The sequence below is a fragment of the Candidatus Benthicola sp. genome (assembly GCF_058719085.1).
This window is the reverse complement of the sequence record NZ_JBZQEK010000057.1, coordinates 1-20,111: the sequence shown is the minus strand read 5'-3', so window position 1 is coordinate 20,111 and position 20,111 is coordinate 1. Positions and strand designations below refer to the sequence as shown.

16 protein-coding genes and 1 tRNA gene are annotated in these 20,111 nt (G+C 67.4%); 9 read left to right on the top strand and 8 right to left on the bottom strand.

All coding sequences use genetic code 11. The annotated features are described in order from the left end of the window. Nucleotides 1–18 precede the first annotated feature (18 nt). Complete coding sequence (locus AC36XV_RS04090) at nt 19–327, bottom strand: ArsR/SmtB family transcription factor (protein ID WP_492202401.1); 309 nt, start codon at nt 325–327, stop codon at nt 19–21. Nucleotides 328–623: 296 nt separating this feature from the next. Between AC36XV_RS04090 and AC36XV_RS04085 the strand changes: the two genes are divergently transcribed. The 6 genes from AC36XV_RS04085 (at nt 624) to AC36XV_RS04060 (ending at nt 11,963) form a co-directional block, all read left to right on the top strand. After that, nucleotides 624–1,016, top strand: a complete 393-nt coding sequence (locus AC36XV_RS04085) for a fibronectin type III domain-containing protein (RefSeq protein WP_492202400.1) — start codon at nt 624–626, stop codon at nt 1,014–1,016. Nucleotides 1,017–1,018: 2 nt separating this feature from the next. Continuing rightward, nucleotides 1,019–4,411, top strand: a complete 3,393-nt coding sequence (locus AC36XV_RS04080) for a fibronectin type III domain-containing protein (protein ID WP_492202408.1) — start codon at nt 1,019–1,021, stop codon at nt 4,409–4,411. 188 nt (nt 4,412–4,599) lie between these two features. Next, a complete protein-coding gene (locus tag AC36XV_RS04075) occupies nt 4,600–4,986 on the top strand; it encodes a fibronectin type III domain-containing protein (protein ID WP_492202399.1) in 387 nt (128 codons plus the stop codon). After that, complete coding sequence (locus AC36XV_RS04070; protein ID WP_492202398.1) at nt 4,983–7,301, top strand: fibronectin type III domain-containing protein; 2,319 nt, start codon at nt 4,983–4,985, stop codon at nt 7,299–7,301. The genes AC36XV_RS04075 and AC36XV_RS04070 overlap by 4 nt, the downstream gene beginning before the upstream one ends. Beyond that, nucleotides 7,298–9,346 carry a tetratricopeptide repeat protein gene (locus AC36XV_RS04065; RefSeq protein ID WP_492202397.1) on the top strand — a complete coding sequence of 683 codons (2,049 nt, stop codon included), beginning with the start codon at nt 7,298–7,300 and terminating at the stop codon, nt 9,344–9,346. The genes AC36XV_RS04070 and AC36XV_RS04065 overlap by 4 nt, the downstream gene beginning before the upstream one ends. Nucleotides 9,347–9,494: 148 nt before the next feature. After that, on the top strand, nt 9,495–11,963 hold the full coding sequence (locus AC36XV_RS04060; protein ID WP_492202396.1) for a zinc-dependent metalloprotease: 2,469 nt from the start codon (nt 9,495–9,497) through the stop codon (nt 11,961–11,963). Nucleotides 11,964–12,052: 89 nt separating this feature from the next. Here the strand turns inward: AC36XV_RS04060 and AC36XV_RS04055 are convergent, their stop codons facing one another. Further along, a complete protein-coding gene (locus AC36XV_RS04055) occupies nt 12,053–12,988 on the bottom strand; it encodes a hypothetical protein (RefSeq protein ID WP_492202395.1) in 936 nt (311 codons plus the stop codon). A 143-nt stretch (nt 12,989–13,131) separates the two neighbouring features. Between AC36XV_RS04055 and amrB the strand changes: the two genes are divergently transcribed. Continuing rightward, on the top strand, nt 13,132–13,959 hold the full coding sequence (gene amrB, locus AC36XV_RS04050) for an AmmeMemoRadiSam system protein B (protein WP_492202394.1): 828 nt from the start codon (nt 13,132–13,134) through the stop codon (nt 13,957–13,959). 148 nt (nt 13,960–14,107) lie between these two features. On the opposite strand, the gene AC36XV_RS04045 is transcribed toward amrB, so the two are convergent. After that, nucleotides 14,108–14,944 carry a hypothetical protein gene (locus tag AC36XV_RS04045; RefSeq protein ID WP_492202393.1) on the bottom strand — a complete coding sequence of 279 codons (837 nt, stop codon included), beginning with the start codon at nt 14,942–14,944 and terminating at the stop codon, nt 14,108–14,110. A gap of 145 nt (nt 14,945–15,089) precedes the next feature. Beyond that, nucleotides 15,090–16,352 (bottom strand): hypothetical protein, encoded by a 1,263-nt coding sequence (locus AC36XV_RS04040; protein WP_492202392.1) that lies wholly within the window; start codon nt 16,350–16,352, stop codon nt 15,090–15,092. Between the two features lie 498 nt (nt 16,353–16,850). Between AC36XV_RS04040 and AC36XV_RS04035 the strand changes: the two genes are divergently transcribed. Further along, complete coding sequence (locus AC36XV_RS04035; protein WP_492202391.1) at nt 16,851–18,002, top strand: sigma-54 interaction domain-containing protein; 1,152 nt, start codon at nt 16,851–16,853, stop codon at nt 18,000–18,002. A gap of 86 nt (nt 18,003–18,088) precedes the next feature. Further along, on the top strand, nt 18,089–18,601 hold the full coding sequence (locus AC36XV_RS04030; protein ID WP_492202390.1) for a hypothetical protein: 513 nt from the start codon (nt 18,089–18,091) through the stop codon (nt 18,599–18,601). Between the two features lie 112 nt (nt 18,602–18,713). Here the strand turns inward: AC36XV_RS04030 and AC36XV_RS04025 are convergent, their stop codons facing one another. The 4 genes from AC36XV_RS04025 to AC36XV_RS04010 form a co-directional block, all read right to left on the bottom strand. Beyond that, nucleotides 18,714–18,884, bottom strand: coding sequence for a hypothetical protein (locus AC36XV_RS04025; RefSeq protein WP_492202389.1), 171 nt, complete (start codon nt 18,882–18,884; stop codon nt 18,714–18,716). A 107-nt stretch (nt 18,885–18,991) separates the two neighbouring features. Further along, nucleotides 18,992–19,351: a hypothetical protein gene (locus tag AC36XV_RS04020; RefSeq protein ID WP_492202388.1), complete on the bottom strand. Its 360-nt coding sequence runs from the start codon at nt 19,349–19,351 to the stop codon at nt 18,992–18,994. 48 nt (nt 19,352–19,399) lie between these two features. Then, nucleotides 19,400–19,765 (bottom strand): hypothetical protein, encoded by a 366-nt coding sequence (locus AC36XV_RS04015; RefSeq protein WP_492202387.1) that lies wholly within the window; start codon nt 19,763–19,765, stop codon nt 19,400–19,402. 227 nt (nt 19,766–19,992) lie between these two features. Continuing rightward, nucleotides 19,993–20,066, bottom strand: a tRNA-Ile gene (locus AC36XV_RS04010). Between the last annotated feature and the right edge of the window lie 45 nt (nt 20,067–20,111).

The following is a 20,111-nucleotide window of genomic DNA, read 5'->3' as shown; positions in this document are numbered from 1 at the left end:
TCCGTTCCATGTTTGGAGTCAGCTCCCCGGGCGATCGCAGGCCCGCAGGCAGTCGATGACCCGAACGACCTTCTCGTCGACGAGGTCGTAGTAGACGTTCACTCCGTCCCGGCGTGACCTGAGGATTCCCTTGTCGCGCATCAGGTTCAGATGCTGCGAAGTGGTGGCCTGCTCGAGCCCGACTGCCTCCTGGATCTCCGTCACCGTCCGCTCGCCTTCGGTGTCGAGCAGTTCGATGATCCGCAGTCGGATCGGGTGCCCGATGCACCGGAGCACTCGCGCCGCATCCTGCACCGTGTCCACGCTGAGCGATTCCCCGATCCTCATCTTCGGTTTCCTTTCCCTGATGCATTCCCCACCGCCCCACCGCCATCGTCGGCATACCGACCGACCCGACAGAGATACATATATATATTTGAATATATTTATTGTCAACACCCAAGGTCGATCCTGGCAAAAAGAGGCGAACACCGGCTCGATCCACTATATTTTGGACCCGACGGTTGCAGGCGCATCGGGGCGGACGCCGTCCGCTTCGCAACCTCTCCTGTCGGTCCCCCGCGGTCATGGACGCGGGACGGGTGTCGGTGGGCCACGGACGACCCAGAGTGGATGGAGCACGAATGAGTCGAGGCGGACCGAGAATCGGGCGGAGGATCCTGGTGGCGTGCGCGATCGCGGCGCTCGCTCTTCCCCTCGGGTGCTCGCCGGACGCCCCGGATGGAGGACTTCCCACCCATCCCTCCGACGGTTACTCGGTGACGCTGGAGTGGGACCCGCCCACGCTGGATGCGATGGGGCGACCCCTCAGCGACCTCGATGGATATCGGCTCTACTACTCCCGAACGCTCCCACCCTCGGGGCCGGAGGGGACGGCCGTCGAGGTCGGTCTCGAGGCCCGGATCACGGTTTCCGGGCTCCCGGAAGGAACCTATTACTTCGCCGTGGCCGCTGTCGACACGGCCGGTAACCAGAGCGATCCGTCCGCACCCCTCCAGGTGGAGGTCGGCCCGTGAGCATGCGGCGGACGCGGTTCGCTTCCGCCATGATGGCCGCCGCGCTCTCGGTCGCGGCTCCGGCGTCCGTCCGTGCACAGGTCCAGCCCGTGCCCGGTCCGGAGACGCTCGAAGCGATCGCGGTCAGCCCCAACCGGATCGATCTCAGTTGGACGCCCGTCAACAGTCCCCAGGTCGTGGAGTACCGGATCTACTACGCGAACGGCTCGCTGGCGGGCACTGTCGACGCGCCGGGAAGCTCCTTCTCCGACACGGGCCTGCAGCCGTGGACCGTGTATTCGTACTACATCACGGGCGCCAACAGCGCGGGGAACGAGAGCTCGCCCAGCGCCGTCGTCTCGGAACGCACGCTGGACGGATCACCGCCGACGACGCCGGGCAACCTCCAGGGATCGGCGGTGAGCTCCACCCGGATCTCGCTTACCTGGACGGCCGCCTCCGATCCCCAATCGGGGGTCGACCGGTACGTCGTGTACCGGAACGGCTCCGAGATCGCCCGGACCACCAGCCTCTCCTATGCGGACGATGGGCTCACGCCGGATACGCAGTACGGCTACGCGGTCTCCGCCATCAACAACGCCGGCGACGAGGGAAGCCGGGCCGGGCCCATACAAGTTCGGACGCTGGGTGAGCCGCCCCCGGACCCACCGAGGAATCTCTCGGCCTCCGCGGTGAGCGCGAGCGCCATCGACCTCTCCTGGAACCCGCCCGCCGATGCGGCCGGTGTCACGGGGTATCGCGTGTACCGGAACGGCACGCGCGTCGCCTCGCCCACCGGCACGAGCTTCCGGGACACCGGCCTGACGAGCTACACCGTCTACCAGTACTACGTGACGGCCGTGAACTCCGGAGGGGACGAGAGCGACGCCAGCAACACGGTGTCCGAACGCACCCTGGACGGATCGCCGCCCACGGCGCCGGGGAACCTCCAGGGCTCGGCCACGAGCCAGACCCAGATCTCGCTGTCGTGGACGGCGGCCAGCGATCCCCAGACCGGCATCGATGAGTACGTCGTATACCGGGGTGGCAGCGAGATCGGACGAACCTCGACCCTCTCGTTCATCGACAACGGACTCACGTCGGACACGCAGTACAGCTACGAGGTCTCGGCCGTGAACGGTCAGGGCGCCGAGGGGAACAAGGCCGGTCCCGTCCAGGTCCGGACTCTGGCCGACCCGACGCCGGACGCGCCCCGGAATCTCTCGGCCTCCGCGGTGAACGCGAGCGCCATCGACCTCGTCTGGAGCCCGCCCGCCGATGCCTCGAACGTGGTGTCGTATCGCGTGTACCGGAACGGCACGCGCATCGCCTCACCAGGGGGGACGAGCTTCCGGGATACGGGCCTGTCGAGCTACACCGTCTACCAGTACTACGTGACGGCCGTGGGGCCGGGCGGCGACGAGAGCGACGCCAGCAACACGGTGTCCGAACGCACCCTGGACGGATCGCCGCCGACAGCGCCGGGAAGTCTGGAGGGCTCGGCCGTGAGCCAGACCCAGATTGCGCTGTCGTGGACGGCGGCGAGCGACCCGCAAACCGGCATCGACGAGTACATCGTCTACCGGGGCGGCAACGAGATCGGACGAACTTCCAGCCTGAGCTACACCGACGGTGGGCTCACCTCGGACACGCAGTACAGCTACCAGGTCTCGGCGGTGAACGGCCAGGGCGCCGAAGGCAACCGGGCCGGCCCGGTGGTCGTCCGTACGGAGGGTGAGCCGGCGCCGGGAGCCCCCCGGAACCTGTCGGCCTCCGCGGTGAGCGCGAGCGCCATCGACCTCTCCTGGAACCCGCCCGCCGATGCGTCCGGCGTCACGGGGTACCGCGTGTACCGGAACGGCGCGCGCGTCGCCTCGCCCACCGGCACGAGCTTCCGGGACACGGGCCTGACCAGCTACACCGCCTACCAGTACTACGTGACGGCCGTGAACTCCGGAGGGGACGAGAGCGACGGCAGCAACACGGTGTCCGAACGCACCCTGGACGGGTCGCCGCCCACGTCTCCCGGTAATCTCCAGGGCTCCGGAGTGAGTCCGAGCCGGATCTCCCTGTCGTGGACGGCCGCGAGCGATCCGCAAACGGGCATTTCCGAGTACGTCGTCTACCGGGACGGAAGCGAAGTCGATCGCACCACGGCGACGAGCTACGAGGACGAGGGCCTGGAGACGGATCAGGTCTACAGTTACGAAGTGTCGGCCGTGAATGGCCAGGGAGATGAAGGCTCGCCAGCCGGGCCGATCGAGGTCAAGACGACCTCCAGGCCGCCCCCGGATCCGCCGACCGGGCTGGAGGCGACAGCCATCGACGACTCGACGGTCGACCTGACGTGGGACCGGCATCCGGACGAAAGCGACCTGGATGGCTACCGCGTATACCGGAACGGCAGCTTCCTGGCCGAGACGACGACCCCGGCGTATCGCGACGAGGGTCTCGATCCGTTCACGACGTACGCCTACACGGTGACCGCGGTCGGTGAAGACGGAGACGAGAGCGCCGCGAGCGACCCGGCGAGCGTGACAACGCCCGACTTCACTCCGCCCACGGCGCCAGGGGCCGTCGTTGCGTCCGCCGTGGGCAGCACGCGGATCGACGTGAGCTGGACTCCGGCGGCGGACGAGGAGTCGGGCATTTCCGGCTACCGGGTCTTCCGGGATGGGAACGAGGTGACCGTCACGCAGGCGACCACGTATCAAGATGGCGAGCTCACGCCCGGAACTACCTACGAGTATCGCGTCTCGGCCATCAACGGCGCCGGAGTGGAAGGGGAGCCGAGCGACCCGGCGTCCGCGACGACGCCGGATGGAAGCGGTCCCACCGTGCCGACCGGGCTCACGGCCACGGCGCTTTCGACGGAGAGCATCTCGCTGTCCTGGAACCCGTCGGAGGACGCGGAGTCGGGAATCGCGAATTACCGGGTCTTCAGGGACGGTGAAGAGATCGCGACGCCGACGGCCGCGGAGTACGTCGACATCGGCCTCCAGGCCGGCACGACGTACGAGTACCGGGTGTCGGCGGTGAATGGCGACGGCCTCGAGAGTGACCTGAGCGACCCCGCCACGGCGACCACGGAAGAGCCGGAAGGGCCACCGCCGCCAACCGACCTGACGGCGACGCCCGACGGGCCGAACCGGATCACCCTGGCCTGGGTGGCCCCGGGCGTGTCCGTGGCGAGCTACAACGTGTACCGCGACGGAAGCTTCGTCGGCTCCGTCACCTCCACGGCGTTCATCGACACCGGACTGCAGCCCGGCACCACCTATCGGTACACCGTGGCGAGCGTCGACTCCGGGGGCCTGGAGGGGCTGCCGAGCGCCGAGGTCAGCGCCGCGACGACAGGCGAGGTGGACACGGTGCCGCCCGCGCCTCCCACCGGGCTCCGCGTCGTGAACCCGTAGGTCCTCCCGCACCACGATCCCCACCTCCCGGGCGACCTCCGAACCGGACTCCGGATTGGCAGGAACCTTGCCTTCTACTCCTCCGCGCGTGCCGGCAGGCGGAACTGGATCAGCAGCCAGACCACGTCGTGACCGGACTTCTGGAGGCGTTCGCCGTGTGGCGGCGGACAAACGAATGACGGCAATCCATGTGGTACGACCGCAACACATCCCTGATTCGAGGCCTGGTGGCCGCGGCCTTCGCATTGCTCGCCGGCTCCTCGTGCGCGCCGGACGCACCTGAGTCCGGAGCGCCCACGCACCCCACGGACCGGTATTCCGTGACCCTCGAATGGGACGCTCCGACGGTCGACGCGGTCGGGCGCCCCCTCGATGACCTCGCGGGTTATCGTCTCTACTACTCGCCGGATGCCGGGACCGAGTCGGAAGGCGAGATGGTGGACGTGGGGGCGGAGACGCGATTCACGGTGACCGGTCTCGAAGCCGGAAGCTACCTGTTCGCCGTGACCGCACTGGACCTCGACGGCAACGAGAGCGACTTCTCGGATCCGCTTCCCGTGGAGGTGGGTCCGTGAACGCGCGAGTCGGCCGGAGACCCGGCGTGCGCCTGGCCGTCATCCTGTGGCTGAGCGCTCTGCTCGGCCTGTTCGCCGCTCGCCCCGGCTTCACCCAGACGGCGCCGTCGAACCTCTCGGCCACCGCGGTGAGCGGGAGCCAGATCGATCTCGACTGGACCGGAAGCGGCCTCTTCGTAACCTACAACGTGTACCGGAACGGCGGTCTGGTGGCGACCGATGAGGTGATCTCGTCCTATTCCGACACGGGTCTGGAGTCGTTCACCGAGTACCAGTACTACGTCACGGCCGTCGTGTCCGGTACGGAGACCGGTCCGAGCAACACCGTGACCGCGCGTACCCTGGATGACACGCCTCCGAGCCCACGCCCCGACATCGTGACGGCCACGGGCGTGAGCACCACGCAGATCGATCTCGCCTGGACCTCGTCCGCCGACCCGGAGAGCGGGGTCGCCGAGTACGTCGTATACCGCGAAAGCGCCGAGGTGGCGCGCGTCGCGGGCACGACCTGGTCGGATACCGGCCTCACGCCGTCCACCACGTACACGTACCGGGTCTCGGCGGTGAACGGAGACGGGTACGAGAGCAGCACCAGCTCGCCGCGCAACGTGAGCACGCTGGACCCGCAGCCGCCACCTGCTCCCACCGGCCTCGAGGCGACGGCCGTGAGCGCGTCGCAGATCGACCTCTCATGGACCGCGGCGGCGGCGAACGATCTCATCGGATACCGGGTCTACCGCGATGGCAGCCCGATCGTGGACCTCGGCCTCGTGACGTCCTACCAGGACACCGGACGGGAGGGATACACGACCTACACGTACACGGTGACCGCGCTGGACGCCGAGGGCCTCGAGAGCGATCCCAGCGATGCCGCCCAGGCTCGAACGCTGGACGGCAGCCCGCCGACCGTGCCAACGGGACTGGACGCCCGGGCGACCGGGGCCACCACCGTGGAGCTGAGCTGGACCCCCTCCTCCGACCCCGAGACGGGAATCGCCGGCTACCGCGTCTATCGAGGCGGGGTGGAGATCGGTACGACGGCGCAGACAACGTACGCGGACGGAGGACTCGACCCGGCAACCACCTATACGTACCGGGTTCGCGCGGTGAACGGCGAGGCGCTCGAGAGCGGACTTAGCCCTCCGACGTCGGCCACGACGGCGGACGGCAGCCCTCCGACGACGCCCACCGACCTGGCGGCCACCGCCGCGGGCACGGACCGAATCGACCTGACCTGGTCGGCGTCGTCGGACCCCGAGTCGGGCGTGGTCGGGTACCGGATCTTCCGCGAGGGCAGCGAGGTCGGCCAGACGGCCCAGACGAGCTTCACCGACACCGGTCTCAGCCCGGCCACCGAGTACACGTACCGGGTGCGGGCCGTGAACGGGGACGGGCTCGAGAGTCCGTTCAGCGATCCGGCTCGAGCGACCACGAACGATGCGTCGCCGCCGACGGCGCCGCAGGATCTCGTGGCCACGCCGGTCGGAACGGAGCGCATCGACCTGAGCTGGTCGGCTTCGTCGGACCCGGAGAGCGGGGTCGCCGGATATCGGGTCTTCCGGGACGGAGATGAGGTCGGGATCACCGAGCAGACGGTCTTCCAGGATGACGGCCTCGCTCCCGGAACCCGCTACGAGTACTTCGTCGTGGCGGTGAACGGCGACGGGCTCGAGAGTCCACCCAGTGCGACCACGGACGCCCGCACCTTCGATGGCACGGGTCCGACGGCTCCGTCGGACCTGACCGCCGAGGCCGTGGGCACGGACCGCATCGACCTGTCCTGGACCGCAGCGGAGGACCCGGAGTCCGGGATCGCAGGGTACAAGATATTCCGGGAGGGTCTGGAGATCGGCACCACCACGGAGACGACCTACACCGACTCGAATCTCCAGCCGGCGACGACGTACGAGTATCGGGTCTCGGCGGTCAACGGAGATGGGCTGCAGGGAAGCCTCAGCGCACCGGCGAGCGCCACCACCGCGGACGCAAGCGGACCGACCGCGCCCTCGGATCTGCAGGCCGAGGCGGCCAGCCAGACACAGATCAACCTCACCTGGAGTGCGTCCGAGGACCCGGAATCGGGCGTCGACCGCTATATTGTGTATCGGGACGATGTGCAGATCGGCAGCGTGCCGGGAACGTCGTTCGCCGACACGGGACTCGAGCAGAACACGAACTACACCTACTCCGTCTCCGCGGTGAACGGAGAAGAGATCGAGGGACAGCGGAGTGAGAACGTGAGCGCACGGACCTTCCCCGCCGAGGATTCCATTCCTCCGGCCGCACCGACCCAGCTCCGGGTGGTGGGCTCGTGAGCCGCTCGATGAAGTTCCCGATCCTGTTCGGCCCGGTCGCCGCGCTCCTCGTCGTCCTTCCCGGTACGGCCACCGCGCAGGATGCCGGTCTTAGCAAGAGTCAGCTCGTCCAGGTCGTGGTATCGCCCGACCCCCCGGCCGCCAAGGTGGCCACCGTGCGCGAGAACTGCCTCAGCTTCGAACCGACGGACCGTGACTGGCGGGACCTTCGAAACCTCGGCGCCAGCGAGGAACTCATCGAGGCGGCACAGGAGTGTGCCCGCCGGGCGCAGGCGGTGCGCATCGGGCTCAACGCCTCGCGGGCGACCGCCACCGCGGGCGACACGACGCTGCTGACGGTCGACCTGTCACGCGGGGGCGCCCCCGTGGCCGGGCAGGCGGTGACGCTCGTCGGTTCCGGAGGACCGGGAGACGGAGCACGTTACTCCCGGTCGACCAATGCGAGCGGCAGGGCTTTCTTCAGCGTCTCGGCAGGTCAAACGACGGGAGCGACCCGATACACCGTCTCCGTGTCGGGTCTGGATGTCGAGGGTCCCACGCGGATCACCGTGACCACGGTCGCCGCACCGCCGGCCGTCGCGGACGTCGATCCCGCGGAATTGCAGTGGGCGCAAGGAGACAGCGTGCCGGAGCTCGGGATCACCATCTCGGACCGTTTCGGCAATCCGGTCTCGGCAGCCGACGTGGTGCTCACGGCCGGCACGGGAGAAGATCCCCCGGTCCTCGCGACCGGGACGACGGACGCGGCCGGGACGATCCGCGTCTCCGTAGCGGACCCGCCCGACGTCGAGACGCAGACGTGGCAGGTGCGGGTCGGTGCTGCGGTCCTGGCGTCCGTTCCGGTGACGGTCGAGCCCCGGATGGCGGAAGAGGCCGCTCCTCCCGCGCTGCCGCCGCCACCCGTGGAGTCGATCGACGACCGGGCCGTGGCCGCCGGATACGCGAGCCTCGAGGCGGGAGACCCGCAGGCAGCCGAGCAGAGTTTTCGGCAGGCGCTCGGGATCACCCCCCGCAGAGCCGATGCCCAGATGGGGCTCGGCGAGGCGCTCCTCGCCCAGGGGCGGGCCGACGAAGCCGTGACGTGGTTCGAGTTCGCCACCCGGCAGAGCCCTGGAGACGCGGACGCGTGGGATGGGCTCGGTCGCGCGTACGTCGCGGAGGGACGCAGGCAGGACGCGAGCCGGGCGTTCGAACGGGCGAAAGAGATCGACCCGAGCCGGGAAGACCTGCAGACCGAGATCGCGGATCTCAGCCGTCCCCCGGGCTATCTGAACGCCAGCCTGTGGGGCGGCAGCACGTCTGGCAATCTCGACTCGGGCGGTATCCGCCGGGCGGCGTTCGATGTGGCGTTCAGTCCCGTGATTTCGCTGCGTGGAGGCTGGGATCGCTCGCTGGCACCGTACAGTCCGGAACTCGTACGCGGCTACGACGAGTGGGACGGCTGGTACGCGGGCGGCAGCGTCGGGTACGGCTCCGATCAGCGCTACCGGACGGCGATCGACATCGGTCAGCGTGAGCAGAGCTTCAGCCCGATCGACGACTCGACGAGCATCACTCAGAACCTGTACCGGCTGACCCAGACGATCCGGTTCGGCGAAGATCGAAGGTCGGCGAAGCTCGCCGTGGGCGGCTACCTCGGCCGGTGGTACGACGAGGACGACTGGATCGTGTTCGCACGTTTCAAGGCGCCCGTCTCGCGTCAACTGAGCGTCGTGGCTTCGGGGAACTACGGACAGACGATCGGGACCAACTGGGTCGAGACCGGACGCCACTCGGACAAGGACGGCCGCGTGTATGCCGGGGTGGCATGGGAGACCGCGAAGGGCTTTCTCCTGCAGCCGGTGGTGGGCGTGGGCGATGTGAGCAGCGACCGGTCGGACGACCTGTCCGGTACCCTGTTCGACCTGATTCTCGAGGCCTACATCCCCGTCTTCCGGGGGGCGGGGATCCGGGGCTACCTGAGGCACCAGAATCCACCGGGCAGCGAAGCCTTCACTACGTTCGCCATCGGGCTCGCCTACCGGTTGGGCTGGGCCGGCGGCTGACCCTCTCCACCGCCATCGGCGGACCGCCGGGATGTTCACCCGGCCTCAACTCGCGGCGGTGTCCGCGTGTTCCTCCTCGCAGAGCCACCCGGCGCCGTGCAGCCACGGCGCCGGCCTCCGACGACCATCGCCCATCGAGCGAGGCAACATGCGAACACGTGGGTTCACACTTGCGCTGATCGCGGCCGTCGCGGCCGCCGGATGCGCCACGGCCCGATCGCAGCAGGCCCCCGGCGACAACGGGAAGCCGAACGGAAGCGGCGACGACGAGAAGAAGACTTACTCGGAGATCGTCACGAGCGAGGCGGTCTCGGACTCGGGGCTGTTCCTCGTGCACCGGGTCGAGGAAAAGCTCTACTACGAGGTCCCGCTCGGCATGCTGGACCGGGAGATGCTCATCGTCTCCCGGCGGTCAGGAGCGCCGCAGAACTTCGGCTACGGCGGGATGAAGAACAACACGCAGACGATCAGGTGGCAGCGGAACCAGGAGCAAGTCCTGCTCCGGATCGTCTCGTACGAGAACGTCGCGGCCGATTCGCTTCCGATCTACATGGCCGTGAAGAACGCCAATTTCGAGCCGATCGTCGCCGCCTTCGACATCGAGGCGTGGAACGCGGACAGCTCGGCCCTCGTGATCGAGGTGACGCCCCTGTTCGTGGACGATGTCCCCGTCCTCGGACTGTCGGCCGCGGCGAGAGAGAACTACAAGGTCTCGAGCCTGGACGAGGACCGCTCCTACCTCGAGTGGGTGAAGAGCTTTCCGAAGAACATCGAGGTGCGGCACGTCCTGACCTACAACGCGAAGGCACCGCCTTCGGATGCCTCGGCGGGCACGCTCTCGGTCGAAATGAACGTGTCGATGGTCCTGCTGCCCGAGGTCCCGATGAAGCCTCGCCTGTTCGACGAGCGCGTCGGGTACTTCAGCGTTAACCAGGTCGACTACGGACTCTCGGACCACAAGACGGTCGACCGAACCTACATCACCCGCTACCGCCTCGAGCCCTCGGATACCGCGGCCTTCCGACGCGGGGAGCTCGTGGAGCCCGTGAAGCCGATCGTGTACTGGATCGACCCGGCCACTCCCGAGAAGTGGCGACCGTATCTCAAGGCGGGCGTGGAGGACTGGCAGCAGGCGTTCGAGCACGCGGGCTTCAAGAACGCGATCATCGCCAGGGACCCCCCGACCGCGGAAGAGGACCCGGAGTTCAGTCCCGAGGACATCCGCTACTCGGTGATCCGGTGGTTCCCTTCCGAGGTCCAGAACGCCTTCGGTCCTCACGTGCACGACCCGAGGTCGGGAGAGATTCTGGAAAGCGACATCGGGTGGTACCACAATGTGGCCAACCTGCTGCGCAACTGGTACCTGATCCAGACGGCGGCGGCCAACCCCGAAGCCCGATCCGTGAAGTTCTCCGACGAGGTCATGGGCAAGCTGATCCGCTTCGTGGCGGCGCACGAGGTCGGCCACACGCTGGGTCTCCCCCACAACATGAAGGCCAGCTCGGCGTACCCGGTGGACTCGCTCAGGGCCCCGGGCTTCGTATGCCGCATGGGTGTCGCCCCATCGATCATGGACTACGCCCGCTTCAACTACGTGGCCCAGCCCGAAGACGAGGGGGCCTGCTTCGATCCCCGCATCGGTCCGTACGACGATTACTCGATCAAGTGGGGCTACCGGCCGATCCTCGACGCGGCGACCCCGGATGACGAGCTGCCCACCCTCGACGCGTGGATCCGTGAGCACGAGGACGACCCGACCTACTGGTTCGGCGACCCGAGCGGAATCGACCCCACATCGCTCACCGAGGCGATCGGCTCCGACGCCATGGAGGCCGGAGAACTGGGCATCGCGAACCTCAAGCGGGTTCTGGCGGGACTGATGGAGTGGACGTACGAGGAGGGACGGGACTGGGACGAGCTCGAGGAGCTGTACGGCCAGGTGGCGGCCCAGTGGAACCGGTATCTCGGGCACGTGGTCGCGAACGTCGGCGGTGTGACGAGGACGCGGAAGCGACAGGGCCAGGAAGGGATCATCTACGAGCCGATTCCGGCTGAAACCCAGCGCCGGGCGATGGAGTTCGTCAACCGCGAAGCGTTCGTCCCGCCCACCTGGCTGGTGGACGAGGAGATCCTCGGCAGGATCGAGAACGTGGGCACGGTGGAGCGCGTGCGCCGACTGCAGGTCGGGGTTCTCGACAACGTGCTCGAGGCCGGACGCATGCAGCGCCTGATCGAGGCGCGAGTGCGCTTCGGAGAACAGACCTACTCGCTGCTGGAGATGGTGGGAGACGTGCGGAGCGGCATCTGGACGGAGCTGCGGACCGGCGCATCCATCAGCCTGTACCGGCGGAACCTGCAGCGCGGCTACCTGGAGCGCATGGACGAACTCCTCAACGGAGAGGCATCCGCCCCGACCTTCAGCTTCCCGGGCGCCGACGAGTACTTCACGACCGTGGACGTGTCCCAGTCCGACATCCGGGCCGTGACACGCGGAGAGCTCGAGGCGCTCCAGACCGAAATCCGAAGCCGGCTCGCGGCCGGGAACGACCGGATGACCCGTCTCCACCTGCAGGACTCTCTGGCCCGGATCGAGAAGATCCTGAACCCGGAGGAGTAACCCCGGACGGTCCGGCAAAAGCCGAGGGCCGCCCCGCCGGGCGGCCCTCGTGCATCCGAATCATGACTGGGACCCGGTGACTCGCCTCTTCAGGGAGACTGCCCTTCGCCGTCGGAGCTCCCCGCAGCCGAGCCCTCACCTTCCGCCGGAGAATCCCCCTCCCCTTCCGCCGCCGCATCCGGGTCCGCGACGGATAGCTGAATATCGAGGCTGGAATGCGTCGACATGGGCATGCTGAACCCCATGGTCGAGATGTTCCCTCCCCCCTTCCCCGTTCCCTGCGCGGCGAGCAAGACCCCGCGCTGCGGGTCCCAGAAATAGACGGTTCGGGCCTCGACCTCGTTCAGCATGTCGATTTCGGCCGGCGCACCTTCCGGCTGGCCCGAGCCCTCCATCTCGATGACGCCTTCCGAGACGAGGATCTTCGCCTTGGTGCCGTTCAGCACCGTGTCACCCGCGAGAGACATCAGGCCATTGTAGACCGACTCGCCTTCCAGACCCCCTCCCATCGGAAGGGTCACGTTGTGCTCCCACTCGGCTACCTCGAGATCGCCGCCGGGCGGCAACGGGAAGAGGAGCGCGGAAGCGACCCGCTGCATGTCCGCCCCCGAGAGGTTGTCGGCGTCGATCTCCGGGACCTCCGTGAAGGTGATGGAGCCGTCCCAGGCCATCGTGCCGCGAAACGGCTTGCCCGCGAGCTGATCCGACAGATCGGTCGTGCCCCCGCCGAAGTCTCCGCCCGTCTTCAGCACGATCGACTCGATGGTGATCGTGAACGGGGTGCCTTCCTCCGTCTCCTTCTCGAACGCCACCGTGAGCGATGCCTCGCTGCTGAACGAGGCGCTCTGGATGCCCGCCGGCGTCTCGATCTCGTTTCCACCCTGCGCATCGAGAGTGTATCGCAGGGGGGCATCGGTCGGCTCAAATTCATAGATGGGGTTGGATCCGCAGGCTCCCGCGACGACGACGAGCGCGAGCCAGAGGGGAACTGCCGAGGTGGATCGGGTATGGTCTATAGGTCGCATGATCGGTATCTCTCCACTGACGGATCGGGGCGCGGTCACCCGGCTCTTTGGCCGGCCACGTCCCTACAGGCTAGCGCATTCAGCCGCCCGCGCAATGCCGGCCCCGCGCACCTGGCGGGACGACGGACGGGGAAAGCGGGAACATGGATCTCACCGCCGAGCAACTCGACAGCGGCAGAGTGCGGCGACCCGCGGTCGCCGGCACCTTCTATCCCTCGGGGGCCCCGGCTCTCCGAAGCGCACTCCGGGACTGCCTGCGACGCTCTTCACCCAGCGGTGTGGAGATCCGTCCGAAGGCTCTCATCGCACCTCACGCGGGATACATGTACTCGGGGCCGGTCGCCGCCACCGCGTACCGGACCCTGGAACCGTGGCGTGAAGAATTCCGGCGGGTGGTGCTTCTCGGACCCAGCCATCACGTGGCCCTCCGTGGCCTGGCCACCAGCTCGGCCGAGTACTTTCTGACGCCGCTCGGCCCCGTACAGATCGACCTCGGAGCCGTGCTCGCTCTGCAGGAGCTCCCGTTCGTGCGGCAACGGGACGACGCCCATGCCTCGGAGCACAGCCTCGAGGTCCACCTTCCGTTTCTGCAGCTGTCGCTGGAGGATTTCCGGCTGGTCCCACTCGTCGTGGGCGAGGCCAATCCTTCGCAGGTCGCCGAGGCCCTGGACTGCGTATGGGATGGCGACGAGACGCTGATCGTGGCAAGCACCGACCTGAGTCACTACCACGGCTACGACGCCGCCCGGAGGTTGGACGCCGAAACGGGACGAGCGATCGAGAGCTTCGACGTGGAATCGATCGATGGGCAGCGGGCCTGCGGCTTCCGGGCGCTGAACGGGCTGTTGGCCGCGGCGGCGGCGCGTGGGCTCGTGGTGACCCCACTCGACCTGCGAAACTCGGGTGACACGGCGGGCGATCGTCGACAGGTCGTCGGATACGGCGCGTACGCCATCACTCCCGCTGTATGAACGGCCGTCGGCGGGTGCGGGCTCGCCCGCAGAGGGACGGACGAGCCCGCGAGCCCGTTCGCCCTGACAGGAAGGGCCCGGCAGGATGGGCAGGGCGGGCGTTCCCCCCGTGGCCGTCGCCGGCGCACGGATCCTGCCGGGTTCGTGCTCACCGGAGAATCAGCTTCAGGTTTCCTCCCGTGATCTCCTTCTCGCACAGTTTGCAGGGCCAGACGATCTCGTCTCCGGCAGCAATCGCCGAGCGGATCTGAACGACCTTCGGTGCGTCCGGATAGAACCACTTCCAGGAGATGCGGTCCCCGTTCACCCCCCGGCTGCCGCTGTCGAACGCCCAACCGATCACCGCCTGGCCGATGCGGCAGTCACTGCCGTTCGGATGGCCTTCGGACCCGCCCGGGCCCCCCGGCTCGCCGTGGCCTCCAGTCGCACCGCCACCGGAACAGCCACCTCCGTCGTGGGTGTCGCCCCCATCGTCGTGGGAGCAGCCCCCGTCATCGTGCGTCGTGCCATCGTCGTGGGAGCAACCCCCGTCATCGTGCGTCGTGCCATCGTCGTGGGAGCAGCCCCCCTCTTCCCCGGAGCAGCCTCCGGCCCCGTGCCCGGACCCGCCACACGGCTTGGTATCGAAGACCACTTCCCCGAGGAACCGGACGCTGTCCGCTTCCGTGTCGACGCTCACGTAGAACAGCTTCACGCCGATCTCGCGGTGCAGCGTCCCGTCCGCCGCGATGACGCGGTAGGCGAAGTTCCCCGAGCCGGGGCTTCCGGGCTCGACCCCGGGAAAGGCCGCCAGGCTGGCCTGTGCGTATCGATCGTCGTCCGGCGCATTCATGCCCTTGCCCCCGGGCCATACCAGGTCGACGGTCCCGACGAAGCGGATCTCGTCTGCCAGGCCGGGACGCCCGCGCGCCGCCAGCCAGTCATTCCCGGGACCGAGAGGCGCCGAGTCCGTGCACGCCGTTGCGGTCACCAGCACCAGTGTCATCGTCCCGATCCATGCCGTTCCGCGCCTCCGGGCGCGTCGTGCGTTCCCTGTCATGTCTTCGCCTCTTTTCGCCGGTTGCGACCCCGCCGGTCATGACCGGCGGGGCCTGGGTGCGGGGCCGCAGGACGGATTCAACCGTCGGCTCTCAGTGATTGCCTCCATGTCCCGGAGGAGGACCACCACCTCCACCACCGCCCTTCTTGCCGCCGCCTCCTCCACCACCGCCACGCTCGTGGATGGAGATGTCCATGTAGGTCAGGTTGTTGGCGAAATCGAGCACGCCGGTACCGCCGCCTCCGGGCTCTTCGCCTTCCTCAGCGGCGGCCGCGATCAGTTCCTCCTCGAGAGGCACCATGATCTCGGTGACTCCATCGACGAAGAAGGTGTTCAGGGTGGCGTTCCCGCAGGTCTCGTCGAAGCTGAAGGTGAGGCGGTAATCGCCCGCTCCTTCGTTCAGCTTCCGCACGTTCCACGTGTAGCCGAAAATGATGCGGCCCTTGACGTTGATCTCGGCGTTGTAGTAGCCCGGGCCGTCGGCCGCCTCGTGCACGGCCATGTTGAAGATGGGCGGGTTGATCACTTCGTCCTCGTAGCCCTCGGGCTCGGTCCAGCCCTCACCCGGCACCCATACCAGGTCGGCCAGAGCCGCGTCCCCGCGGTCCACGAGCAGCCTCTGGATCGCGAAGCGGGCACACGGCGAATAGACCGTAGCTTGCGTTCCGGGACCCAGGATGAAGCTGCCGCCGATCGCCTCGGCGAGCCCGTGGACTTCGTCGATGCCCCAGCCATCCACGTGGCGCATCTCGTACTCGGTCTTGGCTTCCGTGAGGTCCTGGAAGAGCACGACTTCGGTCCTCACCTGCGAGCGCGTGTACCAGTCGACGGATTCCAGGTTGTCACCCCAGTCGAGCCAGTCGACGAACAGCTTCCCGTCCAGCTCGGCTTCGCCCGACGCGATCGCGTCTCCCGACCACGCCTGCCAGACGTTGAGCGGGTCTTTCTGTACGTACGCCTTGACCAGAGCGGGGTCTGGAGCCGGGAGCTGATTCGGGTCGACCGTTCCGGAAACCCCGTCGTCACAGTACAGCTCGTCGTCCGGATCCGGCCGGCAGCTGAGCGGGTACACGTTCGGGTCGGTTCCCGCGGTACCCCACCAGTACCACCAGTCTCCGTTGAGCACGGGATCGATACCCGGAGTGCCCGGGAGCGTCTTCGTGACCCCTTCGGACCAGATGACGGGGAACGAGAGGTTGTTTCCGGCGGTCTCCCCACCAGGCCGTCCTCCGCCCCCCGGGGCGAAGCTCGGGTTCTCATCGGGAGCGTCCGTCGGCAGGTTGGAGTCGCAGGCTGTTGTGACCAGGAGCAAGGACGCGAGCGTCCATGCGAATGTGGTGCGTAACGGCATCATGATCCCCTCCGCGTTACGCGAGCCCTTCGTGGGGCTCTTCACGACTGTTCGGCGCAATCACGCCGGCCCCTTTCTGCCCCTGATTTCCATCTATGGGTCGAAGCCTCGTTCCACCGGACGGCTTCGACCGGTCGAAGGCTGGCGGCCGCGTGGGTGGGAGCGCCCGGTTGGCTCCGCCCGTTGCCTCGACCCGAGGGGATGCAACGAGCGGGCCGGTTCGCCCGAACGCCTCCGGACAATCACAACTCGTTTGGCGACAGGCTATTCGAGGATACGAGCGGAGGGATGCCGAAGCGCCGGGATGTCGCGAACGGACTCGATCGCACGTTCTCGGATGTCGCAGAATGCGACTTCGCACACTCGATTTTCGTTGCAGAGGCGGCCGCATTCGCGCATACTCTGTATGGCCCCACACGCACCCCCCGAGCCGGTTGCCGACCTCTCCCCGATCGGCGTTTGTTACGTCGCGGCCCCAAGTCCAGCATCGGAGTGTGACGAATGCTCAGGGCCACGCTGGTCTTCGTGTTTCTCGCCCTGCCCGACCTCTTCGGAGACTGCCTGGCAGTGACGGACCCCCACGTTCCGGCTTCAAACCGGGTCCCGTGCTCCGTCTCCCGTCGAGGCGCCTCTTCGGATCCGGATTCCGGGACGTGGTCCCGGGACCGGGGGCACGATGGAGACTCGCGGTGCCGCTGTTGCGGTTTCGTGGGCAGGTCGGGCGGAGTCAACGACCTCATGGACCTCTGCAACCGTATAGCCCGCACCGAGTTCACGGTGCTGCTGTGCGGAGAGACGGGAACAGGAAAGGAACTGCTAGCGCGGTGCATCCATCTCCATTCCCAGAGGTCCGGGCACCGCCTCACACCGGTTCTGTGTGCCGCACTTCCGGAAGCTCTCCTGGAGAGCGAGCTGTTCGGCCATAAGCGCGGCAGCTTCACCGGTGCGATCGCGGACCAGGCAGGACTGGTGGCCCGGGCCCATGGAGGGACGTTGTTTCTCGACGAGATCGACGCGCTGAGCCCCGGCATGCAGGCTAAGCTGCTGCGGGTCGTCGAGGAGCACCGGATGCAGAGAATCGGCGGAGGACACGACATCCCGGTGGATTTCCGACTGATCGCATCGACCAACGCGGACCTGGAGGAGCTGGTCGAGCGAGGCGACTTCCGCTCGGACCTCTTCTATCGCCTCAACGTGGTGCGCATCCGAATCCCTCCTCTGCGTGAGCGAGTGGAAGACATTCCCGAGATGGCGTCTCACTTCAGGGATTCCTTCGCGCGGGAAGCCGGGTGCCCGGTCGTTCCCTTCTCGCCGGCCAGCATGGAATGGCTCGCCTCGCGGGAGTGGCCCGGCAACGTCCGGCAGCTCAAGCACTGCGTGGAGCGTGGGCTCGTGCTGGCCGATGGCGCGAAGCGTATCGAACCGAAGCACCTCGGGTACGGGTCGAGCGCCCGGACCAACGGCGTGGCCGCAGGACTGAACAGCGTGATCGCGAGGGGCTGGGGTCTGAGGGAGCTCGAACGCCAGTACATCCGGGCGGTCATGAAGCACACCGACGGACACAAGGGAAACGCGGCCGACCTCCTCGGGATCGACCGCAGAACGCTTTACCGCAAGCTTGCGCTCATGGCGGAGGCTGGCGAGGAAGCCTGAAGGGCCACAGCCGAGTCCCGTGATGTGACCTTCGCGGGCGTGGCGTCGTCCTTGTCGTGCAGGGCGGGCCATGCCGGGAGGCAATCATGACACCACGCTGGGCTCTCGCGATCCTGTTCCTGCCCGTTGCCTGCAGCGACACCACCGGGCTCTCGGACCCGCAGCCGACCGCGCCTGCAGTCGAAGCCGACGACGCTCCCTTCACCGAAACCGGCTCGCCGTCGCTCGAAGGGACGTCCGTCGCCATCGACGTGCGGCCGGCCACCGAAGTCAACTCGATCCTCCTCCACTCGGGCGGCGTGGTGCCGGTGGCGCTTCTGGCCGACCGGGAATTCGATCCTTCGACGATCGATCCCGCCTCACTGGCCTTCGGACCTCCGTCCGGACCGTTCGTCACTCCGATTCATGACCTGACGATCGGGTGTGCGTTGGAGGACCATCTTCAGGACGTGGACGAAGACGGTGACCTCGACTTCGTGACGCACTACCGGGTCGGTGATCTGGGATTCGAGGTCGGAGATGTGGAGGGCTGCCTCACCGGCTCCCTCGTGTCCGGACCCTCGTTCGCGGGGTGTGATTCGGTCGACGTGCGACCCTGATCTCACGGCCCCGGGGTTCGCCCGAACGAGGCGACGGAGAGCGGCCCCTCCGTGTCTGTTCGTCCCGTTCGAGGCGGCCCCGGGGCGCTGTCGGCCGAAGCAGTCCTCGCCCTCAGGCCGGATCGCCGCCGTCACCCCCCGGGCCCGTCATCTTCCGAACCCTGCGCTCCAGGTCCAGCATGCGCTGGTGGAGCGAGTAACCGCGCACGTTGCTCACCACGGACAGGACGAGCGCGACGGCTGCGACCAGCAGCGCACCTCCGGCGATCAGCGTATCGGACATGGAACCTCCCGGACTATGGGGCCTGCCGCTCCTGGCCGCTCCTGGCCGCTCCCTCCGGCGTCGCCATCCAGGCCACCGGCGGAGTATGGCGAACAGGAACAGCACGTTCACGTCCCAGTGCAGCAATATGCATGTATCCAGTAGTAGGCGAAGGCTCCGATGGCGATGAGCAGCGCACCAGTCGCCGGCGCACTCGTCCTGCGCTCATCGACCGAGATAACGTCTTCGACGGCTACGGCGACGCGCGCATCCCCGTTGCCTTGGCCAACAAGACTGTCTGATTCTACCACAGGCCGACTCATCTCGACTTGGGAGTCATTGGTCAGCGTCAGACGTATCCTCCTCGGTTCTTGCTCCACGACAGCCTGCGCGAAGGGAGGCTCCAGGGACCGCCAGCCTTGGCAGGCGGACAGCCCGGCCACGACGACAGACGCGAGGAGAAATGCGCTTGAATTCTGTGCGAACATTGCTCCTCCAGCTGGTGGGGATCTGCAGGTGAGGCAGAGCCGCGATGGTCAATCGCACCGACCGCCGCTGCATTGCACAGCTGCCAGCAGGAGAAAGGCGACACCGCTCACTCCAACGACCAACAGCGTGGAGGTCACCATATTGACCCGGGTGCTTTCGACTTCAGCCACGTCACCTACCGCTATCGTGCGGACTTTCCACTCCGCGTGCTCTACGCCCTTGTTCTGTTGACCTTTGACGCTGTCCGCTTCTAGAAAAGGGCTGTGAAGGGTCAGTCGCTCTCCACCCGTCGTCGTTACCCGGACCTTTCCATGCTCCCCAACATCGGCAATCGCAATCTGCTTGTAGCTCGTGCAGGCGGTGAGCCAGAGGAACAGTCCGATCAGCGTCGAAGACATCCAGCGGGTTCTCATCACACGGCACCTCCGGGTCCACGGAGGGGGCATGATGAAGATACACTCTTGAAATCAAGCAGCAGAGGGGTTGGAGCGTACTGCGGAGTGCAGGCTGAATACGGTCTGCGGAGGGGCTGCCGCTAAGTGGGGCAAGGGACGTCGCGGCGCGCAGGCGATTGCCAAGTCCGTTGCCAAACGGCACCCGACACCAAGTACGTAAGAGGCGAAGTTGCGATGGTGTGCGATGGGCCCGGCTGGACTCGAACCAGCGACCTTGGGATTATGAGTCCCCTGCTCTAACCAACTGAGCTACGGGCCCTGAGATTGGCCCCCAGCCCCGGTCCGGGCGGCGGGAGCCGATGCG

Excerpts from the sequence above, each read along its gene's own strand:
- AC36XV_RS04090 (WP_492202401.1), bottom strand. The coding sequence starts at position 327 with ATGAGGATCGGGGAATCGCTCAGCGTGGACACGGTGCAGGATGCGGCG.
- AC36XV_RS04085 (WP_492202400.1), top strand. The coding sequence starts at position 624 with ATGAGTCGAGGCGGACCGAGAATCGGGCGGAGGATCCTGGTGGCGTGC.
- AC36XV_RS04080 (WP_492202408.1), top strand. The coding sequence starts at position 1,019 with ATGCGGCGGACGCGGTTCGCTTCCGCCATGATGGCCGCCGCGCTCTCG.
- AC36XV_RS04075 (WP_492202399.1), top strand. The coding sequence starts at position 4,600 with ATGTGGTACGACCGCAACACATCCCTGATTCGAGGCCTGGTGGCCGCG.
- AC36XV_RS04060 (WP_492202396.1), top strand. The coding sequence starts at position 9,495 with ATGCGAACACGTGGGTTCACACTTGCGCTGATCGCGGCCGTCGCGGCC.
- AC36XV_RS04055 (WP_492202395.1), bottom strand. The coding sequence starts at position 12,988 with ATGCGACCTATAGACCATACCCGATCCACCTCGGCAGTTCCCCTCTGG.
- amrB (WP_492202394.1), top strand. The coding sequence starts at position 13,132 with ATGGATCTCACCGCCGAGCAACTCGACAGCGGCAGAGTGCGGCGACCC.
- AC36XV_RS04045 (WP_492202393.1), bottom strand. The coding sequence starts at position 14,944 with ATGACACTGGTGCTGGTGACCGCAACGGCGTGCACGGACTCGGCGCCT.
- AC36XV_RS04040 (WP_492202392.1), bottom strand. The coding sequence starts at position 16,352 with ATGATGCCGTTACGCACCACATTCGCATGGACGCTCGCGTCCTTGCTC.
- AC36XV_RS04035 (WP_492202391.1), top strand. The coding sequence starts at position 16,851 with ATGCTCAGGGCCACGCTGGTCTTCGTGTTTCTCGCCCTGCCCGACCTC.
- AC36XV_RS04030 (WP_492202390.1), top strand. The coding sequence starts at position 18,089 with ATGACACCACGCTGGGCTCTCGCGATCCTGTTCCTGCCCGTTGCCTGC.
- AC36XV_RS04025 (WP_492202389.1), bottom strand. The coding sequence starts at position 18,884 with ATGTCCGATACGCTGATCGCCGGAGGTGCGCTGCTGGTCGCAGCCGTC.
- AC36XV_RS04020 (WP_492202388.1), bottom strand. The coding sequence starts at position 19,351 with ATGTTCGCACAGAATTCAAGCGCATTTCTCCTCGCGTCTGTCGTCGTG.
- AC36XV_RS04015 (WP_492202387.1), bottom strand. The coding sequence starts at position 19,765 with ATGAGAACCCGCTGGATGTCTTCGACGCTGATCGGACTGTTCCTCTGG.